This window comes from Lactobacillus amylolyticus, assembly GCF_003999355.1.
Taxonomy (GTDB): Bacteria; Bacillota; Bacilli; order Lactobacillales; family Lactobacillaceae; genus Lactobacillus; species Lactobacillus amylolyticus.
In genome coordinates this window covers 548489-568856 of sequence record NZ_CP031835.1, presented here as the reverse complement: position 1 = coordinate 568856, position 20368 = coordinate 548489, and the positions used below count along the sequence as shown (strand labels likewise).

Sequence of the window (20368 nt, the reverse complement as noted above, 5' to 3'; positions counted from 1 at the left end):
TCCTAGTGTACAATACCTAATACAGCAGCCATAACTGGTAAAACAAAAAGCATGCTATCGAATCTGTCTAAGATACCACCATGTCCAGGCAAAATCTTGCCTGAATCTTTTACACCATAAAAACGTTTATAGGCTGATTCAACCAGATCACCCATTTGACCAACAATTGAAAGAATAAATGCTAAACCAATCATTGATAATTCAGGTTGACCAACATTTACAAGTGCAACATAAATGGCAGAACAAATCAAAGCACAAATAGCTGCCCCAATAGAACCTTCCCAAGTCTTATTAGGACTAATAACAGGCCATAACTTATGTTTACCAATCTTGCGGCCAATCATGTAGGCACCAATATCAGTACTCCAAACGACTACAAAGACGTAGCATAGCAATGCCAAACCATTTGTATCACTTCTAATTGCTGCCATGTAATGGAAGCCTGTTCCGATATAGAGTGACGCAATCGTGTAGACACCTACATCATCAAAAGTAGTTTTGTTCTTTGACAAAACCGTCCAGACAAGCATTAACATGATTAAAGCAAAATAAACACCAAATTTTGACCAATGGAATGGCATTCCTTTAAAGAATGCATCAGGTACGGTCCAAGTTAGTGTTGCCAATAATGCCAATACAAAATCAACTGACACTAAAATTTGCTTCTTCATCAAGAAGATTTCACTGATACCTACAGCTGCAAAAATTACAGTTAACCAGTCCATCCATAATCCGCCAAGGATTACGATTGGAATAAATAAAATTAAGGCGACTACCGCCGTGATTGTACGTTGTTTCATTTTTAACTATCCGATTCATCCACTTTACCAAAGCGCCGATTACGCGTTTGGTAATTCTCTACAAACATTTTTAAATCATCTTCATTAAAGTCAGGCCATGCTTTCGGACTAAAAGCAAGTTCAGAATAAGCAATCTGCCAAAGCAAAAAGTTTGAAATTCTTTGCTCACCTGATGTTCTAATAAGCAGGTCTGGATCACTGTAAGGACCAAACCGAGCGGTCATCAAGTGCTTAGAAATCAGATCTTCCGTAATATCTTCACTTGATAGAGCACCAGCCTCAATTAATCCGCCCAACTCCTTCATTACTGAAGTAATTTCACGTCTAGAGCCGTAATTAAAGGCAAAATTCAAAACAAGGCCAGTATTATTGGCTGTCTCAGCCATTGATCTTTGAACGATGTCGTATGTCTTCGGCGGCAATTCATCTAAATAGCCCATAATGTTGACTTTAACGTTGTTTTCCATCAAAGTTGGCATGTATTTATCGAAAAAGCGGACTGGCAAATTCATCAAATAAGCCACTTCTTCTTTGGGACGAGCCCAGTTTTCCGTAGAAAAAGCATACAGAGTTAAAACTTTAATACCTAGCTTATCAGCAGCTAAAGTAATTCGTTCAACATTGTCCATACCCTCACGGTGACCAAAGACTCTTGGCTGATGACGCTTTTTAGCCCAGCGGCCGTTACCATCCATAATAATGGCAAGATGATTCAACTGATTTTTCTTTTTACTCATTGATTAGCCTTGAGTAATCTCCTTACGCTTATCATCAGCGATTTTATCAATTTCTTTAATGGAATCGTCAGTTACTTTTTGAACTTCTTTTTCAAGATTGCGTTGTTCATCTTCAGTGATTTCGTCATCTTTTAATTGACGCTTCAATGAATTCATGGCGTCACGACGAACATTTCTAACCGCAATTTTAGCTTCTTCAGCTTCCTTGCCAACTTCTTTGGCAATTTCTTGTCTTCTCTCACCAGTAAGTTGTGGAATGACCAAACGGATTACTTTACCGTCATTTGCTGGGTTTAAGCCAAGATTTGAAGCAAGCAAAGCATGTTCAATATCGTCTAGACTATTAATATCGTATGGCGTAATTAAAAGAACACGTGGTTCTGGAATACTTACACTGGAAATTTGTTTTAATGGTGTTGGTGCACCATAATATTCAACTTGAATACCATCTAAAATACTTGCGTTTGCAACACCTGCACGGATTGAAGCTAAGTTTTTGCGGAAAACCTTAATTGACTTTTCCATGTTTTCTTTTGCTTTTTGAATTGTTTCGTTATTCATTATTTCTTACCACCTTCAATAAGGGTACCAATGTTTTCGCCTAAGACAACCTTCTTAATATTGCCTGGTGTGTTTACATTGAAGACTACTAATGGGATATTGGTATCCATTGACAATGAACTTGCAGTTCTATCCATAACCTTTAAGTTCTTTGCGATTACATCAAGTTGTGTAAGTTCTGAATACTTCTTGGCTTTAGGATCAAGTTTTGGATCGGCAGTGTAAACACCGTCAACGCCATTTTTGGCCATTAAGATAACATCTGCACCAATTTCAGCAGCACGCAGAGCGGCAGTAGTATCAGTTGAGAAGTATGGGTTACCTGTACCACCACCAAAGATAACTACTCTGCCTTTTTCAAGGTGACGCATAGCCCTTCTTCTGATGTAAGGTTCAGCAATTTGTCTCATTTCGATTGAAGTTTGCAATCTAGTAGGGACACCAACATGTTCCAAACCATCTTGCAATGCCAAACCATTCATAATAGTTGCAAGCATACCCATGTAGTCTGCCTGTGCTCTTTCCATACCTAATTTGGCACCAGTTTCACCACGCCACATGTTACCGCCACCACAGACGATACCAATTTCAACGCCTAAATCGTGAACTGATTTGATTTCCTTTGCCAAATGGGCAATAACAGTAGGATTAATACCTGTACCTTCGTCTCCAGCTAAAGCTTCGCCAGAAATTTTTAAAATGATGCGTTTATATTTTACTTGACTCATATTAACCTCCTATAATAGCTCTAATTATTCTACCATATATAATGGTACGATTGTAGAGTATGTGAAGCCTACAAAAATTAATTTTAGGAATTTTTTGCAAAAAAAAGAGGACATCGTCCTCAATGTCATTAAGTTAAGGCATTGACGAAAGTTTAGCTTTATGAACCGAATCATTTTGATTCGGTTCTTTTTCTTTTTAAAATAAAAAGTGAGCAGAGTTTATTTGCCCTTCTGCTCACTTTCGTCATATTGTTCGGTCTTTCATAGAAAGGTTGCGTCTCTCATGAAATCCCTTCACTCAAATATTTTAAAACTGATGGATAGTATTATCAATAAAATCGCTGCCAACATTCATGATTTTTCTGTTTCAGATCAGGCTTTTACCCGCTGTCGCAAGCTTAATCCGACTGATTTGATTAAACTGATTCTCAACATGGGAGCGGGCAGCTTAAACTCGGAAATTTTTCATGCTTTTCCCGATGTGAATTCTAGAATGACAGTCTCAGCTTTCGAACAACAAAAGGCTAAATTAAAGCCCGAGTGTATTAAAGAAATTATGGCTAAGCCTAGTCAGGCAAGCGATGCATTGCAATTACTGGATGATAAGTATTTGGTTGTAGCGCTTGATGGTTCCGATTTTGATCAGCCCTTTAATCCTAAGTCGGAAAATATTTTTCAAGGCAAAGATGGTCGAAGATATTGTCAGATTCATGTAAATGCTCTCTATGATGTGTTAAACAAGTTATATTTGGATTTAGTTTTTCAGCCGCGACAAAAAATGAATGAACGTGACGCGGCTCTTGCAATGTTAAAAAACTTAGCGCAACGAGAAAAAGATTTTATAGTTCTAATGGATCGTGGCTACAGCAGCTTTAATCTAATTGAAAACTGCAATCGGCTAAAGCATTGTCACTATGTGATCAGAACTAAAGCTGGATATGGCGCTATTAAAGAAATTGCTGGTATGTCAGAACAAGAATATGATATTGACCTGTCTTGCAGAGTAACCTCGTCACATCATTATTACGTTACTCATAAAGACAGGGAAAAATTTCTGCACCTGATTCTACACAAAAAACATCACTATAAAGCTATCCGTTCAAAAAATACCAAAGACTGGCGCTGGGATTTCGAAGGCCTATGCAAAGTTAAGTTCCGGGTTTGCAAGTTTAGAATTAATCCGCCAGGTTCAGCTGATGAGTGGGAAGTTCTTATCACTAACTTGGACCGTGACGAATTTCCTTTAGCCAGAATGAAAGAGATCTATCATCTTCGCTGGGGAATAGAAACGTCTTTTAGAGAGCTTAAATATGATTTAAGCGGAGTGCAGTTTCATTCTAAAAAAGATCAGTTTGTTTACATGGAAATATACGCTCACTTTGCAATGTATAACGCCGTGAGTTTATCAGCTGCTTCTAGCTCAAAACCTTATTCTCAGGGAAAATATCAATATCGAATAGACTTTAAAATGGCCTGCTGTGTTTGGCGACGGTATTTTGGTATAAGCGATAATTCAGATAAAGCCTTCACGCAATTATTGCTGGATATGGCATTTTATTTAACTCCGATCAGACCGGGAAGAAAGGATAAGCGAAATTTAAGAGCTAAATTAGTGATTGGCTTCCCTTATCGTTTAGCAGCTTAAACTAATCCGAAATGGCTATCTTATGATGGCTTATTTGTGCTATCAAAAAAGACATTTAACGAATAAAACAATTCGATAAATGTCTTAAAAAGTATCATCAGCTTTGTCAATGTCTTAACTTAATGACATTGACATCGTCCTCCCTTTTGTATTTTATTACTTCATTTGTTCGCGAACTTCTTCAGCAAAGTCTTCTTGTTTCTTTTCGATACCTTCGCCGACTTCGTAACGAGTAAAGGCAACTAACTTAGCACCCTTATCCTTCAAGAATTCGCCAACAGTCTTGCTGTCGTCCATGATGTAATCTTGTGACAAAACTGCGAATTGCTTATCAACTTGAGTATTGTCATCAATAAAGCGTTGCATCTTACCAGGAATGATTCTGTCCCAAATCTTTTCTGGCTTGCCTTCTTCTTTAAGTTCAGCCTTGATGTCTTCCTTAGCCTTAGCTAAAACATCATCAGTTAATTGCTTTTCTGAACCATAAACAAGATGTGGCAATGGCTTCTTATGAACTAAAGCACGACTTTCATTGTCTTGATCAATCTTGTGGTTCATCAAGGCTAATTGTTCAGTAATGAAATCATCATCTAATTCATCTGGTGAAATAACCTTAGGATTCATAGCAGCGATGTGCATAGCCAAGTGCTTAGCAGTAGCAGCATCTGCGCCTTCCAAAACAGTGATAACACCGATTTGGCCACCGTTGTGTTGGTAAGTACCAAATTCTTGGTCATCATTCTTTTTTTCTAAGGCAAAACGACGTAAAACAATCTTTTCACCAATAGTAGCAGTAGCATCTACAAATGCTTGTGACAAAGTCTTGCCATCAGCCATCTTTAAGTTATAAGCTTCTTCAACATTTGCAGGATCACCTTCTGCAATTGTCTTAGTAACATCTTTTACCAAGTTAACAAACTTAGCGTTTTGAGAAACGAAGTCAGTTTCTGAGTTAATCTCGGTCAAAGCTGCTACATTGCCAGCAACATAAATACCAGTCAACCCTTCAGCAGCAACACGGTCAGCCTTCTTTTCAGCCTTAGCCATGCCCTTGTCATGAAGGTATTCAATTGCCCTGTCCATGTCACCGTCAACTTCTACCAATGCTTTCTTGGCGTCCATAACGCCGGCACCGGTACGTTCACGTAATTCTTTAACTTGCTTTGCAGTAATTTGTGCCATTGAAAAGTCCTCCTAAATAGAACTAATAACAGTAAAAACTAGTCTTCTTTGTGTTCTTCAGCACCAACGACTTCGTCTTTACCGTCAGCGTCTTCCTTGAAGCCTACTTCAACGGAGTCCTTGTCGTCGTCTTGGCCTTGTTGACCTTCAACAATAGCATCTGCCATTGCACCGACGATCAAACGGATAGCACGAATAGCGTCGTCATTTGACGGAATGATTACATCAATTGGAGTTGGATCAGTGTTGGTGTCAACCATAGCTACAACTGGGATACCCAAAATGTTAGCTTCGTGAACAGCGATCTTTTCCTTCTTAGGATCTACTACGAACAATACATCTGGGATTCTTGGCATATCTTCGATACCACCTAAGAATCTTTCAAGCTTGTTCATTTCCTTAGTCAAAAGTGCAGCTTCCTTCTTTGGAAGTACATCAAAGGTACCGTCTTGTGACATTTCCTTCAATTGCTTTAATCTCTTAACACGGCTTTGAATAGTAGTCCAGTTAGTTAAAGTACCACCTAACCAACGCTGGTTAACGTAGTATTGACCACAACGGGTTGCTTCTTCAGCAATCGAATCTTGAGCTTGCTTCTTAGTACCTACGAATAAGAATACGCCGCCTTCTTGAGCTACGCTCTTAACAAAGTTGTAGGCATCGTCTAACATCTTGATAGTCTTTTGCAAGTCAATGATATAGATACCATTTCTTTGAGTGAAAATGTAAGGAGCCATCTTTGGGTTCCAACGACGAGTTTGGTGACCGAAGTGGACACCAGCTTCAAGCAATTGCTTCATTGTAACAACTGACATATTATAATTCCTCCTGTGGTTTTAATCCTCTCAAGCGTTCAATTCGATATTCGACCACTACCTCTGGGCACCATAATATCGATCGCTCTTGATGTGTTTTATGCATGCCAACACAGCATACTTGAACATCATACTAAAGTTTTAGCGTCAATGCAAGGTTAATATTTAACATTATGCTCTTTTAAAAACTGTTCTTTCCAGTTTCTCGTATGATGCTTAAACCAATGCTCTCTTTTCAAAGCTAAACGCTTATCATCAAATTGCTCATGATAAATAATTTTAACTGGCCGGCGTGACTTTGTATACTTTGCGCCTTTGCCACTATTATGCATTTTTAGACGATGAGCCAAGTCATTGGTAAAACCACCATAAAAACTGCCATCATTGCATTTTAAAACATAAAAGAAATACTTGCCTGCATTATCATGCTTTTCGCGATTTTCTTTTGTTTCTAGCAATATTCTCTGCAAGGCTGGCTTATACTCTCCATTTTGATCATGAACTTCAATCGCATCTTTAATCACAGTTCCGTCTGTTGCCGTGTGCTTAACTGCTTCAACGATGATCAGGTTTGCATCTTCTCCGCGATGAGAGACAAAAGGCTGTACCATTTTAACACTCATATCATGCTTCATGCAGTAATAGCAGATTTCACCCAGACGCTCTGGTCTGTGCACCATGAACATCTTGCCCTTCATTTTCAGAAGACCGCTTGCAACTTCAATAATTTGTTCCAGATTGATCAAAATCTCATGGCGGGCAATTGCCTTTTTGCGATCAGGATTAACTTCATGTCCTTTTGGCACCTTAAAATATGGCGGATTGACGGTGACAACATCATAAGAATCTTTGCGTAAAAATTTAGGCGCATTCAATACATTATCTTTGTGAACGGTAATTCTGTTTTCCATTTTATTCAGTTCAATCGAGCGAACAGCCTGTGAATATGCTTCATCCTGAATCTCGATTGCATCATATTTTGCCCGATTAAAATAGGCCATATACATCGTTGCCGCGCAATTGCCAGAACATAAGTCTGCGACTTTATATCTATCATATATTGCATTTTTAGCCCAATAAGCTAGAAAAAGCGTATCCGATGAAAAGCTAAAAGCCGTTTTATCCTGAACAATTCTTAAATTTTCACTGTACATATAGTCGATGCGTTCGTTTTTGCCAAGTTTTACCATAAAAATTTTAACCTCTCGCTTTTTCTTGCTATAATATCTTACAACAAATTGGAGGAAATTTATGTTTTATCGTTTCGTTAGACTCATTGTTCGTTTCATCGTTTGGGTATTGAATGGTCACCTGCATGTTCATCATAAAGAACGGATTCCAAGTGGCAACTACATTTTGGTTGCGCCGCACCGCACTTGGTGGGAGCCAATCATGTTCGCACTAGCAGCCAGTCCTATGGAATTTATGTTTATGGCCAAAATTGAACTGTTTAAAAACCCTGTCCTGCGTTTTATCTTAAATCACGCACATGCTTTTCCTGTAGACCGTAAACATCCCGGACCATCAGTCCTCAAAATTCCGGTTAAGGGATTAAAAGCAGGCAAACTTTCATTAATCATTTTTCCATCAGGAACAAGACATTCTTCAGAACTTAAGAGCGGTGCATTAGTAATTGCCAAGCTTTCTAAAAAGCCATTGGTACCTGTCGTCTATCAAGGTCCGCTTACTTTTAAGGGTGTGCTTAAGAGAAAACCGATGGAAATCTGCTTTGGCGATCCAATCTACATCGATCGCAGAACTAAGATGACTCATGAAAATGAAGCCAAATATGATCAGATCATGCAGGATGCTTGGAATAAGCTAGACAAAGAACAAAATCCTGATTTCCATTATGTTGCTAAATAATTCCGTGGCCAGATTTTCGGCAAATTAACGATCGGATACATGCTGATGTGGTCATTGCCAATCCATGAACCAACAATTGTCATTAAAAATGAAATGATCAAAACGTCAAAAATAACCTTAACCATGATTTGAGAACTAAAACTGTCATCTTTATCAACCAGCTGATTCTTCAAGAAGGCAGCAGGCTTTTCAGCAATCAAAACAGAAGCAATAACTGCCAGCCAAATAAATGGCAAAATATGCAAAATTAAGATGTAGTTTTTGAAGTTAAAGCCGATTTCCATCATTGAAATAACCGGCCCGAGAATGTTCACTGAAATGAGCGAAACGATCGCCATAAAAATTGCTTTCTCAGTTAAATTTCTTGGTAACTTCATGTAAAACTACATTAAAAAATTCCTCCTTAGATGCAAAAACAGCACGTCCAAATTAATGGACGTGCTGATTCACTTATACGCGCTTTTATTAAAATGTTACTAAACTATTCTATCAAAAATCTATCAAAAATTTAAAGCTAATGCCAGTCTTTTATTTTTCTGCAATCATCGCTAGGACTCTGGAACCAATTTCTAGGCCTAAATTATGCGATTGATCGCCCCAATTGCGTTCGTCATAATCATCAATCTTAGCTAAAAAGTCAGCTGTAAAAAGCAATTGGGCAAAGTCCACCTTTCTAAACTCCGCACATGCTGCTAGAGCTGAACATTCCATTTCGACTGTAGCCGCACCTAACTGCTTAAACTGAGCTACTTTCTTAGGCGTTTCTCTGAAAAAACCATCAGTAGTCCAAGTAGTAATCTCATCAAATTTAAAATTCAGCTTGTGCACGCCTTTTTCAATCTTTTTAATAAAATCCAGCTGCAGATTAATTATATTGCCAGTCGCAGCATAATGGAAAGACGTGCCTTCGTCGCGAATTGCGCGAGTTGGAATAAGCAAAGCGTTTTCAGGCAAATCAACTAGTGCACCGGCATTGCCAAAAGCGAGAGCTTGCTTAACACCATATGAAATCAGCCAATCAAGCAGCTGCGTAGCAGCGGGCGCTCCTAAAGGAGCTTGACACAGGGTCAGCAGTTGACCATTAAGATTGATTTCATAAATTGACGGTTGAAAAGAAATGGTGTCAAAAGTTCCAAGTACTTTATGAGGCACTTCATCAAGAAAACGATCAATATTTTTTTAGGAACAAAAGCATACAGCAGTCTTGAATGAAAGTGATATGGCAGTTGATCACGATCCGGTTCAAGTACCGCATGCAGATTAGCATCAAAGTCTAAAATAAAAGGTTCCTCTGACATAAGCTCACTCCTTTTTTAAAAACTATCTGCTTTTTTGACAAGCGTAATCGATCAAGACAGTTACTGCTAACAAAAGAATAGCGATAATCCATGATACTAGGCTGAAATTCCACCAGGTCAAAATAACGCCGGCAATGATAAGCATGATCAGGATGTCAAAGGCTATTTTTATTCCAAAATATTTTGCTCCTAAAAGCTGTTTTAGTTCAAAAAGGCAACTATTAAACATCCCTAACGCAATGATAGCAGTAACAAAAATTGCAGTTGTCAGGCTTGTCCTGCCTTTGCAGTAAATTATCCAAATTAAAACGACAATCGCTAGGAAAAGCACTGCTTGAACCAGCATTATTATTTTTCTTAAGGACGTTAATTCTTTTTTGGCAGCATACTGATTCAAAAAATAGTCAAAAAATTAAAATCAGAACCGGTAAAAACCAGTGCCCTCCTTGAATAGAAACCAAAGTTAACATTAAATAATTCTTTCTAGCTTTAGTTTCTATTCTACCGTATTATCACCTGAGACTGTCGCCATTTTTAGCAAACTGGCATTGCCGCTAATCTCAGCTTCTTTAGACTTTTTGCCGAAAATACGGTTATTGCCTGAAACAGTGGACAGATGACAGCGTCCTACTTGAATGTTTTTAACTAAGTTATCGCCGGAAACCGTTGACACTTCCAACTTGTCAGATACTCGGCTGTTTTCTAGTCTAAAATCGCCACTGGTTAGGCTAATTTCACCAGCTTTTGCTCTGACCTCATCAAGGTTGATATTGCCGGAAGTAACAGAAATATCGATTGTTCCCAGTTTCAAAGTTTTTCCATCCAAATTACCGCTCATCGACTCCACTTGCAGATCATTGATTGCAAATTGTCTCATGCGCACATTTCCACTCATCATGTGCAGGTCAAACTGCTCCAATTCAGTTTCCTGGGGCAAAGTAATGGTTACCTCCCCATCATGACTGCTATGAACTTCAATTTTGAAAAAGGCCTTCTCCCAACGCTTAATTTCTTTGTCACGGACGTCAGGTTCCTTAACGTTCATTACGCCGTCATCTTCGTCAATTTCCGGCTTTTTATATTCTGATCCATGATATTTAATTTCAAATTTATTACCTGCTTTTACTTCCAAATTTAAGCTTTTAAAATCGACTCTTAAGGCGTCAAAACTATCATTAGACAGCACTTGGTCGATAGTTTTGATATCGTCGTCATCCTTTTTAGCTTTTGTGAAAAACATAAGGCTTCACTCCTACATTCTTAAACAAATAATAGGCTACTTTTATTTTATTTTAATTTTACTCCCATTATTTTAATTTTCAACACATTTTCCTTTATAATTTAAAGACAAAAAATAAACATATTTGCTACAAAATTTATTTTAAATTTCGTATTTTATCATAAGTTTTATTCTATAATGCTAAGTAAATAAAAAAAGAGAGTAAAAAATGGCAAATTATTACGAAAAACCATATCAAGAATCAGAGAGCAGCATCCTACTCCCGCAGTATCACAAATCCTTACAAATCTGTTTTTAAATCCTTTTAATTGGAGCGCACGCAGAACACGTAAAGAATTTTGGGTCAGCTATGCGGCAACTGCAATTCTAGACATTATCTTAACGATCATCGCGATCTTTACTGTCGCTCCTTTCAGCAGCTTTAACAATGGCTATTCATTCAGTTCGTCAAGTGCTTTGCTTTTCTTGATTTTGATTATTCTTTTTTTATTGGAATTTGGGTAAATTTAGGTTTACTTGGATCTGCAGTAAGAAGATTGCATGAAACTAATCATTCAGGCTGGTGGCTTTGGCTTGATCTTATTCCGCTTGGTTGGCTGTTCATTTTATACTTTTTAATCTTGCCAACAGTTGAAGAACCAGTAAGATGGGGATCATATTTATATACTGAATAAAAAAACGAAAGAGCATATTTAAGCTCTTTCGTTTTTTATTTATCTTCTTTATCAGTTAAAGTAAGACCGCTCTTGTCTGAAATCCAACTATAAATTGGCAAATCAATATGACCATTATCATCAATCTTGTCCATTACTTTTTCCATAAAGAATTCCTGCCAATTTTGACTTAGTTTAACTCCGGAATGATTCAACTGAGGGATCAACCAGCCATTTGCCAATGACTGAACTGGATTCAAGCCAATTACCATTCCAATCATATAATTAGAGAAGTCGAAGCTGCCTTCCACAACGATCCAGTTAGGATTTTTAACTAATTCTGGTTGAAGCTTAGTCAACATTTCTGGTGGAATCTTGCCCTCCGTAACCATCATTCTTCCTTTGATTGGACCGTGTTTTTGTTCAAAATCTTGCAAGACACCCTTCATAAATAATTTTTGTCCTAGTTCATCAAATTTACGTTGGTCTTTTAACATTAGATCTCCTTTATTTTTTCAAAACTCGTTTATCGCTCTTTGCCTAATTATCTTCCAATTATACAACCAACATAGAAAAATAATAAGCAAGCAACAAAAAACGTTGAATATTGCATTCAACGTTTTTTCATTTTAATCAAAATACTATTTTTCAAGCATGTAATTTCTAGTCATTGGCAAGTTCTTACCAGATGGGCCCTTAGTCAACAAATACTGAATAACATCAATATTGCCTGATTCAAATGAAGCAGCACAAGCATTCAAATACATGTCCCACATCCGAGTAAATCTTTCGCCCATCTTATCTTGAATTTGTTCACGAGCATTATTGAAGTTCTTGTCCCAAATTTCCAAAGTTCTTTGGTAGTGACGACGAAGAGTTTCCATATCAGCAATTTGCAAACCACTGCCAACAATGTCGCCGACAATCTCTTGCAAACCTGGAATATAACCACCTGGGAAGATGTACTTGTTAATCCAAGCGTTGGTGACACCACCTTGTTGACGGGTGATTCCGTGAATCAGCGCAACACCATCTCGGTTCAAGTGCTTGTATACGTCGGCAAAGTATTCAGGTAAGTTTTCTGAACCTACGTGTTCGAACATCCCTACTGAAGTGATATAATCCCACTTTTGATCACCTAATTCACGGTAGTCTTCGAGTTTGACTTCAGCAACATCTTCTAAGCCATCATCATAAATACGTTTTTGAACCAGCTTATATTGTTCTTCACTCAAAGTAACACCGGTTACCTTCAAGCCATATTCTTTAGCCGCTGTGAGCATCAAAGTACCCCAGCCACAACCAATATCAAGCAAGGTCTTGCCCTTTTCCGGATGAAGCTTGTTCAAAATATGGTGAACTTTTGCAATTTGTGCTTTTTCAAGATCGTCAGTATTGCCATCTTCAAAGTAAGCACATGAATAAGTCATGGTTGGATCAAGCCATAACTTGTAGAAGTCATTACCAATGTCATAGTGGCTTTGAACATCCTCTTCACTTTGCTTTTCCGTATGCTTTGTTTTTGGAATAAACTTGCGGAATTTTGAAGAACGCATGAATGAATCGGCACTTTCATAAGCACCCATGATCAACTTTTGGATGTCACCATGAATTTCGATCTTCTTGTCCATGTAGCCTTCACCTAACGCAAGTGAAGCGTTTTTGGTAATTGCTGAAATTGGAATTTTTTCATTAAAGACAATCTCAATTTCTGGTGTGCCATTGCCGTATACTTCACTCTTACCATCCCAATAAGTGACTTTAACTGGGAACGGGAAGGATTTACTGAGCATCATCTTGTAAAAAGTTTTTTCTAACAATTAAGTTCCCTCCATAAATAAACCTTAGGGTTATTTTAACACTAAATAAAAAGAAACTCATGATTGACATGAGTTTCTTAGTATGGCTTACCAAATCGTTACGCGTTTATCCGGATCAAGCCACATTCCATCAGTTTTCTTAACATCGAAAGCTTCATAAAATTCATCCTGACATTGTGAAGGAATATTCACTCTGGTAGGTTGCGGTGCATGAACGTCGGTCGCAATTTCGGTCTTGATTGCTTCAGGACGCTGCTTTTGTGCCCAAGAACGAGCGTAATTCTCAAATAGTTCCTTCATGTTGCCGCCTTCTGCCTTATTAGCTTGGATTGCGCAAGTAAGGCCACCTAAATCAGCAATATTTTCTGAAACGATTTGCTTTCCGTTTAGCTTAGCAGGGCCATATTGCAAGCCGTCATAAATGTCAATTGCTGCCTGAGTCCGTTTATTGAATTCCTTGAAATCTGCGTCAGTCCACCAATTCTTCATATTGCCGAACTCATCGAATTTTGCCCCATTGTTGTCAAAAGCATGAGAAATTTCATGAGCAATCGTTGCACCGATCCCACCATAATTTTGACTACGGGACTGGTGCAAGTCATAAAACGGCTTCTGCAAAATTGCGGCTGGGAATGTAATATCGTTTCTTTGTGGGTCGTAACAAGCGTTGTTCAAGTTACCTGGCATTAGCCATACGGAACGATCAACCGGTTCAGTTAATTTGCTTAAACTGTACTTTTCAAGCGTTTTTCCCATTGCCTTTTCATTTTCATAAAGGCTCTTTTGGGGATCAACTTGCAGCAAATCATAAATTTTTTCAATCTTATCCGGATAGCCAATCTTAAAAACCAATGCACGAAGCTTGACGATAGCTTTCTTCTTAGTTTCATCAGACAGCCAATCGTTATCTTGAATTCGCTCTTCATAAACTTTGATCATCCGGTGAATCATATCGGTAACATCAGCCTTGGCTTTTTCACCAAAATACTTCTTGCCGTAGTAAATACCGATAACTTCATCAAAGCTTCCATTAGCCGTGTAATAAGCATGACGATCTTGCGGTGTCAATTCTCCTTGTCCACTCAAGGCTTGACTAAACGGAAATGCCGCTTCACGAAATTCTTGTGAAAGTGAACCAGCCGCACCATTGATAAACTTGGTGATCATCCAGCCTTTAATCTCTTCAAAATTATCAGCATTGATCAATTCTTCTGCATGATCTAAAAATCTTGGCTCTAAAACAATTACACGATCTGGCAGCTGAGGGATAAGTTCTTCCAAAAATCCCTTCATATCAAATGATTTTAACTTAGCCAAAAAGTCGGACATTGAATATGGATTATATGCAGCTGGATAATCCGCCCACTCTTCAGTAGATTTAACAACTTTGGCAAGTTTAGCATCGAATTTTAAAGCCTGATCGACATAATTTTCAGCTTTTGCCTCATCAACTCCGGCCATTGTCAACAGTTTGATGGTTTGCTTCTTCAAAATTTCCAAAAGCTTTTTGGCATCATCTTGTTGATAGCTTGTTGTGTCTGGTAAAAAAGTGCCTGGACCACCAAATTCCAAAACATGAACCTTGGTGTTTTTCATATCGGCTTCCACGTCAAAGCCAAATGGCAATCCAGCAAATTCGTCAATTTTGACTGCTTCTTTGTTAAACTCAGCAAAATCTTTAAGTGCAATTAGTTTGTTTAAATCAGTCTTAATTGGTTCTGCCCCGTCTTGATCGCGTTTCTTAAAGTTCTTGGCAATCTGATACAGCTTAATTGCTTTGTCAAAATCCTTAACGTCTGGCATTTTTTCTTTTCCAGAGGCAATTTGATCAAAATCATGCATCAATTTCTTTTCGATCTTCATATCGATATCAGTGTTAACACCAATTTCAGTTCGGTCGGCTGGAATCTTGGCATCTTTTTGCCACTTAGAATTTACCGCCAAATATAGATTGTCTTGCGGACGAGCTGAAATGTCGGGCTTAGTCAAATCACCGACACCGCCACGTATTTTTGCAATAGTTTTCATTCAAAACCTCCTATTTTTCCCTATGCGCACCATTTTGCAAATTGTACAAATTGTAGTAGTAGCCCTTTTTGGCTAACAGTTCTTCATGCGTACCTTTTTCAATGATACGACCTTTATCCAAAACAATAATTTGATCGGCATCTGCAATCGTCGACAAACGGTGAGCAATAGCCAAAGTAGTTCTGCCTTTACGCAGACGCTTAAGTCCTTCCTGAATCATTGTTTCCGTTTCAGTATCAACGTTAGCTGTCGCTTCGTCTAAAACCAAAACTTTTGGATCGGTGACCAAAGTACGAGCAAATGAAATCAGTTGCCGCTCGCCTTGACTTAATTCAGAGCCGCCTTCAATAACCTTAGCATGATACTTGCCCGGCATTTTTTCAATAAAACGGTCGGCTTGAACAGCCTTAGCAGCCTCTTTGATTTGTTCATCTGTGATCTTTTGATTGTACAAGCGAATATTAGAATTGATATCGCCATAGAACATAAATGGTTCTTGCAAAACAAGTCCAAGCTTTTTGCGCAGCTCTTCTTTAGGATATTTTTTAATATCCACGCCGTCGATTAAAATTTGTCCCTTATAAAATTCATAAAAGCGCATCATAACATTGATGATGGAACTTTTGCCTGAACCCGTATGACCGACGATTCCAAGCGTTTCTCCGGGATTGACGGTAAAGGTAATATCATGCAAAATCTCGTTTTTGCCATCATAAGAGAATGAAACGTGCTTGAATTCAATTTTTCCTTTTGCAATTGTTAAACCTTCCTGAGTCTGCTGCTGTGGTTCATATTGCGTATCATCAAGGATTCTGAAAATTCTTTTACCCGCAACAATCCCATCCTGGAACAGCGTCATTTGATCCATCATGGTTGAAATAGGGTTAAAGAATTGTGAAATATATTGTGAAAAAGCGTAAACAACACCGGCTGGCACGAAGGTATCGTGAAGCGGAAAGCCAAAGTACATTAATGATACAGCCAAAGCTAATGAATAAAGCATGGAAGTCAGAGGTGACAAAAGCAGTGAATTCATCCGGATCATGTTGAAACGGGTATTCATCAAGCCGCCATTTTCATCCTCGAACTCATTTGTCATTCTTTTTTCTTGCTTAAACTGCTGAATCAAAGATACGCCTTCAAGCGATTCATTCAGGTTCGTGTTGATGCGGCTCAATCGTTCACGATAATTGCGGTAAAGTTTGGAACTTTGATAAGCATAAAGCCAAATAATCAACAGCAAAATCGGCAAGAACGCCAACATTAAGAAGCCAGCGGTTTTATTGGTTAAAAACATGGCCACTAAAGCTGAAACAACTGAGAAGAAGGAAATCACGACGCTTGACAGCACCGTCAAGAAGTTGCTCAAAGTCATCGTATCATTGGTAACCCGCGAAACAATTGAGCCTGCTGGCGTTTGATCAAAGTAACGCATCCCCAAACTATGAAGCTTGCGATAAAGTACCTTCCGAATTTGTTCCAGCGACTTTTCAGAACCTAAAGAAAAACAAAATTCATAAGCAAACTGCAAAAACGCTTTTAATAATGAACCTAAAGCATACAAGAATCCCGCAAATAAAATAATTTGCACGGTTTCAGTTTGTTTTAACAAAAAGTGATCCAAAAAGTATTGCAGACCAAATGGCAACGCCATATTGATGACACTAACCAAAAACGCACCGATAACAGCTACCAGCATTTCCCGTTTGAAAATCATAACGAATTTCATTAAACGTTTAAAAATAACGATCTGTTCTTTGACTGGGATGGCTTCTGACCAGACTGATTTGAACTCATCTTCATTATTCATGCTTTTCACCCACTTTCTCTTCTAATTCCTGTCTGCGCCACATCTCAGCATACCAGCCGTTATTAGCCAGCAACTGGTCATGGGTTCCGCGTTCAACAATCTTTCCATCTTTTAAGACCAAAATAAGATCTGCGTTCATGACTGAAGTCAAACGGTGAGCTGCAATTAAAGTTGTCTTGCCGTTACGCTCCTTGCGCAATGCATGCAAAATCTCTGTTTCAGTTTTGGCATCAACCGCTGACAAGGCGTCATCCATGATCAAAATCTGGCTCTGCTTTAAAAGTGCCCGCGCGATCGACATTCTCTGTTTTTGTCCACCAGAGAGCGACACGCCGTTTTCACCAACTAAAGTGTTGTAAGAACGCGGCATTTGCAAAATGTCGTTATGCAGGTCGCTCTTTTTTGCTGCTTCAATAATTTGATTGTCTTCGGCATTCTTTTCTGCAAAAGCAATATTGTTTTGAATACTGGTAGAAAAGAGATAGTTATTTTGCGGTACGTAAGAAATCTGTCTGAGCAGAACGTTGAGCGGAATCTCACGAATATCGTGACCATTAAGCGTAATTTTGCCATCATAATTATCGAATTCACGCAACAGCAATTGAATAATCGTCGTCTTGCCGGAACCAACGCGGCCAACCAGTCCCAAAGTTTGACCGGTTTTCAGCGTAAACTTGATATTATGTAAAACTTCGACATCTTTTTCATCAGGATAAGCAAAAGATCTAACGTCATATTGCAAATCACCATGGATATCTTCTGCCGTCAATGAATCATCGGCCTTTTGGTCGGTAATGAGCGGCTTTTCTTTTAGCAATTTTTCAACACGATCATAGCTTGCGCTTCCCCGTTCAAGAATGTTGAACAAGTAGCCGATCGCAAACATCGGCCAGACCATATTGCTGATGTAGGCAATAAATGAAACTAGTTGCCCTACTGACAAAATTTTGTTTTTAACAAGCAACCCGCCATAAATGATCGTGATTGTATATGTTAAACCGATAATTATCGTACCTAATGGATCAAACAGCGAATCCCAAATAAAGACTCTGCGATTGATTTTAATAGTTTGATCGACCATTTTATCAAAAGCAGCCGTATCCTCTTTACCTTGATTGAACGTTTTCAAAACCTTAATCCCGGTGACTGACTCCTGAGTTTTATTATTTAATTTTGAAAAGGCAGCCTGAGACTGATCGAAAGCCGCATGCAAATGCTGACCTAATTTTTGCGCACCCCAGGCCAAGAACGGCAGTGGCAGCATAGCTACAATCGTCAAACGAAAGTCAACGAAAATAATCATGGCAATCATCGTCGACAAGCCCATCATCAGTGAATCAACCAAAGTCAAAACGCCATCGCCGGCAACGTTTTGGATCGCAGATACGTCGTTGGTCGCGTGGGCCATCAAATCACCAATTCGGTGACGTTGGTAAAATGTTCTGTCCATGATCATAAAATGGCGAAACAGTCTTGAGCGCATTTGCCGTTCCAGTTCTGCGGCACCACCCCAAATTTGCTTGCGCCAGAAATACCGCAGCAAGTACAAGACAACGGCCCCGGCCAAAACTGCTAAAACCAGGACGCCATATTGTTTCCAAGTAATATGACCTTTATCCAGCTGATCGGCCATCAAACCTAAAACTCTTGGCGGAACCAAGTTGGCAAAAGAAGTCAAGGCTAGAAAAATGATCCCTAAAATGTATCGTTTCTTCTCCTTTTTGAAGAACCAGCCCAATTTCTTAAAAACTCCCATTATTTCACCCTTTCTTAAACAAAAAGAAAAAGACAAAGGTAATCCTTCGTCTTTTGTAAACTTCTTCTATAAAGATATATATTATTTACGTTGTTGATGCTTCATCATATTCATCACTTTTTTAACCTTTTTAGTAGAAGGCTTTTGTCCCATTTGTGACATCATTGCAACGATCATATCTTCATTGATTGGAGGATTATCTTGGAAATACTTCTTCATATAAGCTCTAGCACCGTAAAAGCCACCAATTAATCCGATACCAAGAGCAACAATAATTAAAACAATTGCTAAACCTAAATTCATAATTTAAAAACCCTCCAATTAACTAACAGAATATATCTTACAAAAAAATAAGACTTTTTTAAAGCCTAATTTAATCTTTTCTCAAGCCCTTTTTTCTTTGGGCACGTTTTGCACGTTCAGAAGTTACTTCATTACCATCTTTATCTATAATAACAGTATCTTCCAATTGTTGTTTGAAACCAGCTCTAAAATTGGCTAAAAACTTTTTGTGAAGTTCTTTTCTTTCAGCTTCTTCTTCAGGTGTCAGACCTTCATTTTCTTTCTTGTGATAAAGCTCGTTGATTCGGTCTGTTACCTTTTTAATTTCATCTTTGTCCATGATTTAACACCTCTATATATAATGATAGTTTACCGTATTTGTGCAGATAAAAAAAGTAATAAATTTAAGAACGTTCGTTTGTATATCGTTTTGTTTTTTGCTAAACTAATACTTAAAGAATATTAGACACAAATGGGGTTACATTATGACTAACAACCACGAATCAAAACAACTCGAAATTTTGCAATACATCTACGATACCGTTGAGGATCGCGGTTTTCCGCCAACTGTTCGTGAAATCTGCTCAGCAGTTAATTTATCTTCAACTTCAACGGTTCACGGCCATTTATCACGGCTTGAACGCAAAGGACTTTTAATTAAAGATGCAACTAAGCCCCGTGCAATCGAAATTACGAAAAAAGGACGCGAAGAACTAGGCATTAAGCCTAAAGAAATACCGGTTGTCGGTGTTGTTACTGCAGGGCAGCCAATTTTAGCAGTTGAAGATATTGATGATTATTTCCCACTTCCACCTGATTTAAAGGCAGACGCCGGCGATCTGTTCATGCTTAAGGTTCATGGTGAGAGTATGATCAACGCGGGAATTTTAAATGGTGATAATGTAATTGTCAGAAAGCAATCTTCTGCTTCTAATGGTGAAATTGTAGTCGCCATGACAGAAGATAACGAAGCAACGGTTAAGCGCTTTTACAAAGAAAAAGGCCATTACCGTTTGCAACCGGAAAATGATACAATGGCACCGATTATCTTATCTAAGGTCAGCATTTTAGGCAAGGTTGTTGGCCTTTACCGTAGCAATATTGATTAAATAAAGCAAGAGACTAGGAAGTTAGTTCCTAGTCTTTT

The 20368-nt window shown here is 38.4% G+C and carries 21 protein-coding genes and 1 pseudogene; 4 read left to right on the top strand and 18 right to left on the bottom strand.

Features of this window, described 5'->3' with window-relative positions:
- Positions 1-2 precede the first annotated feature (2 nt).
- The 4 genes from D0Z64_RS02960 to pyrH are packed head-to-tail and all read right to left on the bottom strand — an operon-like array spanning position 3 to position 2826.
- Positions 3-800 carry a phosphatidate cytidylyltransferase gene (locus D0Z64_RS02960; protein WP_080881320.1) on the bottom strand — a complete coding sequence of 266 codons (798 nt, stop codon included), beginning with the start codon at positions 798-800 and terminating at the stop codon, positions 3-5.
- Between the two features lie 2 nt (positions 801-802).
- Positions 803-1537 carry an isoprenyl transferase gene (locus D0Z64_RS02955; protein ID WP_080881319.1) on the bottom strand — a complete coding sequence of 245 codons (735 nt, stop codon included), beginning with the start codon at positions 1535-1537 and terminating at the stop codon, positions 803-805.
- Between the two features lie 3 nt (positions 1538-1540).
- A complete protein-coding gene (frr, locus tag D0Z64_RS02950; RefSeq protein ID WP_080881318.1) occupies positions 1541-2098 on the bottom strand; it encodes a ribosome recycling factor in 558 nt (185 codons plus the stop codon).
- Complete coding sequence (pyrH, locus tag D0Z64_RS02945) at positions 2098-2826, bottom strand: UMP kinase (protein ID WP_080881317.1); 729 nt, start codon at positions 2824-2826, stop codon at positions 2098-2100. The genes frr and pyrH overlap by 1 nt, the downstream gene beginning before the upstream one ends.
- 283 nt (positions 2827-3109) lie before the next feature.
- Between pyrH and D0Z64_RS02940 the strand changes: the two genes are divergently transcribed.
- Positions 3110-4471: an IS4 family transposase gene (locus D0Z64_RS02940; protein ID WP_080881316.1), complete on the top strand. Its 1362-nt coding sequence runs from the start codon at positions 3110-3112 to the stop codon at positions 4469-4471.
- Positions 4472-4627: 156 nt separating this feature from the next.
- Here D0Z64_RS02940 and tsf read toward each other — a convergent pair whose 3' ends face one another.
- From tsf to D0Z64_RS02925, 3 genes are all read right to left on the bottom strand, one after another.
- Positions 4628-5653 carry a translation elongation factor Ts gene (gene tsf, locus D0Z64_RS02935; RefSeq protein WP_080881315.1) on the bottom strand — a complete coding sequence of 342 codons (1026 nt, stop codon included), beginning with the start codon at positions 5651-5653 and terminating at the stop codon, positions 4628-4630.
- A gap of 38 nt (positions 5654-5691) precedes the next feature.
- Positions 5692-6468: a 30S ribosomal protein S2 gene (rpsB, locus tag D0Z64_RS02930; RefSeq protein ID WP_080881314.1), complete on the bottom strand. Its 777-nt coding sequence runs from the start codon at positions 6466-6468 to the stop codon at positions 5692-5694.
- 158 nt (positions 6469-6626) lie between these two features.
- Positions 6627-7658 carry a GIY-YIG nuclease family protein gene (locus D0Z64_RS02925; RefSeq protein WP_080881313.1) on the bottom strand — a complete coding sequence of 344 codons (1032 nt, stop codon included), beginning with the start codon at positions 7656-7658 and terminating at the stop codon, positions 6627-6629.
- A 61-nt stretch (positions 7659-7719) separates the two neighbouring features.
- On the opposite strand from D0Z64_RS02925, the gene D0Z64_RS02920 reads away from it, so the two are divergent.
- Complete coding sequence (locus D0Z64_RS02920) at positions 7720-8334, top strand: lysophospholipid acyltransferase family protein (RefSeq protein ID WP_080881312.1); 615 nt, start codon at positions 7720-7722, stop codon at positions 8332-8334.
- Here the strand turns inward: D0Z64_RS02920 and D0Z64_RS02915 are convergent.
- The 4 genes and pseudogenes from D0Z64_RS02915 to D0Z64_RS02900 all read right to left on the bottom strand — a co-directional run bounded on the left by D0Z64_RS02915 (position 8319) and on the right by D0Z64_RS02900 (position 10872).
- Positions 8319-8711, bottom strand: a complete 393-nt coding sequence (locus D0Z64_RS02915) for a hypothetical protein (protein ID WP_080881311.1) — start codon at positions 8709-8711, stop codon at positions 8319-8321. The two genes, D0Z64_RS02920 and D0Z64_RS02915, sit on opposite strands and share 16 nt — an antisense overlap.
- A 151-nt stretch (positions 8712-8862) precedes the next feature.
- Positions 8863-9632 (bottom strand): annotated as a pseudogene (locus D0Z64_RS02910) (nucleoside phosphorylase).
- Positions 9633-9654: 22 nt separating this feature from the next.
- Complete coding sequence (locus D0Z64_RS02905) at positions 9655-9978, bottom strand: hypothetical protein (protein WP_040456866.1); 324 nt, start codon at positions 9976-9978, stop codon at positions 9655-9657.
- 150 nt (positions 9979-10128) lie between these two features.
- On the bottom strand, positions 10129-10872 hold the full coding sequence (locus D0Z64_RS02900; protein ID WP_080881310.1) for a DUF4097 family beta strand repeat-containing protein: 744 nt from the start codon (positions 10870-10872) through the stop codon (positions 10129-10131).
- A gap of 536 nt (positions 10873-11408) precedes the next feature.
- On the opposite strand from D0Z64_RS02900, the gene D0Z64_RS08500 reads away from it, so the two are divergent.
- Positions 11409-11546: a DUF805 domain-containing protein gene (locus D0Z64_RS08500; protein ID WP_418287741.1), complete on the top strand. Its 138-nt coding sequence runs from the start codon at positions 11409-11411 to the stop codon at positions 11544-11546.
- A gap of 35 nt (positions 11547-11581) precedes the next feature.
- Here the strand turns inward: D0Z64_RS08500 and D0Z64_RS02890 are convergent, their stop codons facing one another.
- The 7 genes from D0Z64_RS02890 to D0Z64_RS02860 all read right to left on the bottom strand — a co-directional run bounded on the left by D0Z64_RS02890 (position 11582) and on the right by D0Z64_RS02860 (position 19561).
- Positions 11582-12022: a hypothetical protein gene (locus D0Z64_RS02890; RefSeq protein WP_080881308.1), complete on the bottom strand. Its 441-nt coding sequence runs from the start codon at positions 12020-12022 to the stop codon at positions 11582-11584.
- A gap of 144 nt (positions 12023-12166) precedes the next feature.
- Entirely contained in the window at positions 12167-13345 is a 1179-nt protein-coding gene (locus D0Z64_RS02885; RefSeq protein WP_080881307.1) for an SAM-dependent methyltransferase, read from the bottom strand.
- Between the two features lie 87 nt (positions 13346-13432).
- Positions 13433-15373, bottom strand: coding sequence for a M13 family metallopeptidase (locus D0Z64_RS02880; RefSeq protein WP_080881306.1), 1941 nt, complete (start codon positions 15371-15373; stop codon positions 13433-13435).
- 10 nt (positions 15374-15383) lie between these two features.
- Complete coding sequence (locus tag D0Z64_RS02875) at positions 15384-17183, bottom strand: ABC transporter ATP-binding protein (RefSeq protein ID WP_080881305.1); 1800 nt, start codon at positions 17181-17183, stop codon at positions 15384-15386.
- Entirely contained in the window at positions 17176-18939 is a 1764-nt protein-coding gene (locus D0Z64_RS02870) for an ABC transporter ATP-binding protein (RefSeq protein ID WP_127345577.1), read from the bottom strand. The genes D0Z64_RS02875 and D0Z64_RS02870 overlap by 8 nt, the downstream gene beginning before the upstream one ends.
- 81 nt (positions 18940-19020) lie before the next feature.
- Positions 19021-19242, bottom strand: a complete 222-nt coding sequence (locus D0Z64_RS02865; protein ID WP_080881303.1) for a YneF family protein — start codon at positions 19240-19242, stop codon at positions 19021-19023.
- 70 nt (positions 19243-19312) lie between these two features.
- Complete coding sequence (locus D0Z64_RS02860; RefSeq protein WP_006351486.1) at positions 19313-19561, bottom strand: DUF896 domain-containing protein; 249 nt, start codon at positions 19559-19561, stop codon at positions 19313-19315.
- A 145-nt stretch (positions 19562-19706) separates the two neighbouring features.
- On the opposite strand from D0Z64_RS02860, the gene lexA reads away from it, so the two are divergent.
- Positions 19707-20330: a transcriptional repressor LexA gene (gene lexA / locus D0Z64_RS02855; protein WP_006351487.1), complete on the top strand. Its 624-nt coding sequence runs from the start codon at positions 19707-19709 to the stop codon at positions 20328-20330.
- Positions 20331-20368 lie beyond the last annotated feature (38 nt).

Coding starts and splice junctions, on each gene's coding strand:
- D0Z64_RS02870 (WP_127345577.1), bottom strand. CDS start 18,939: ATGGGAGTTTTTAAGAAATTGGGCTGGTTCTTCAAAAAGGAGAAGAAA.
- D0Z64_RS02915 (WP_080881311.1), bottom strand. CDS start 8,711: ATGAAGTTACCAAGAAATTTAACTGAGAAAGCAATTTTTATGGCGATC.
- pyrH (WP_080881317.1), bottom strand. CDS start 2,826: ATGAGTCAAGTAAAATATAAACGCATCATTTTAAAAATTTCTGGCGAA.
- D0Z64_RS02880 (WP_080881306.1), bottom strand. CDS start 15,373: ATGAAAACTATTGCAAAAATACGTGGCGGTGTCGGTGATTTGACTAAG.
- rpsB (WP_080881314.1), bottom strand. CDS start 6,468: ATGTCAGTTGTTACAATGAAGCAATTGCTTGAAGCTGGTGTCCACTTC.
- D0Z64_RS02960 (WP_080881320.1), bottom strand. CDS start 800: ATGAAACAACGTACAATCACGGCGGTAGTCGCCTTAATTTTATTTATT.
- D0Z64_RS02890 (WP_080881308.1), bottom strand. CDS start 12,022: ATGTTAAAAGACCAACGTAAATTTGATGAACTAGGACAAAAATTATTT.
- lexA (WP_006351487.1), top strand. CDS start 19,707: ATGACTAACAACCACGAATCAAAACAACTCGAAATTTTGCAATACATC.
- D0Z64_RS02940 (WP_080881316.1), top strand. CDS start 3,110: ATGAAATCCCTTCACTCAAATATTTTAAAACTGATGGATAGTATTATC.
- tsf (WP_080881315.1), bottom strand. CDS start 5,653: ATGGCACAAATTACTGCAAAGCAAGTTAAAGAATTACGTGAACGTACC.
- D0Z64_RS02925 (WP_080881313.1), bottom strand. CDS start 7,658: ATGGTAAAACTTGGCAAAAACGAACGCATCGACTATATGTACAGTGAA.
- D0Z64_RS02865 (WP_080881303.1), bottom strand. CDS start 19,242: ATGAATTTAGGTTTAGCAATTGTTTTAATTATTGTTGCTCTTGGTATC.
- D0Z64_RS02920 (WP_080881312.1), top strand. CDS start 7,720: ATGTTTTATCGTTTCGTTAGACTCATTGTTCGTTTCATCGTTTGGGTA.
- D0Z64_RS02955 (WP_080881319.1), bottom strand. CDS start 1,537: ATGAGTAAAAAGAAAAATCAGTTGAATCATCTTGCCATTATTATGGAT.
- D0Z64_RS02905 (WP_040456866.1), bottom strand. CDS start 9,978: ATGCTGGTTCAAGCAGTGCTTTTCCTAGCGATTGTCGTTTTAATTTGG.
- D0Z64_RS02875 (WP_080881305.1), bottom strand. CDS start 17,183: ATGAATAATGAAGATGAGTTCAAATCAGTCTGGTCAGAAGCCATCCCA.
- D0Z64_RS02860 (WP_006351486.1), bottom strand. CDS start 19,561: ATGGACAAAGATGAAATTAAAAAGGTAACAGACCGAATCAACGAGCTT.
- D0Z64_RS02900 (WP_080881310.1), bottom strand. CDS start 10,872: ATGTTTTTCACAAAAGCTAAAAAGGATGACGACGATATCAAAACTATC.
- frr (WP_080881318.1), bottom strand. CDS start 2,098: ATGAATAACGAAACAATTCAAAAAGCAAAAGAAAACATGGAAAAGTCA.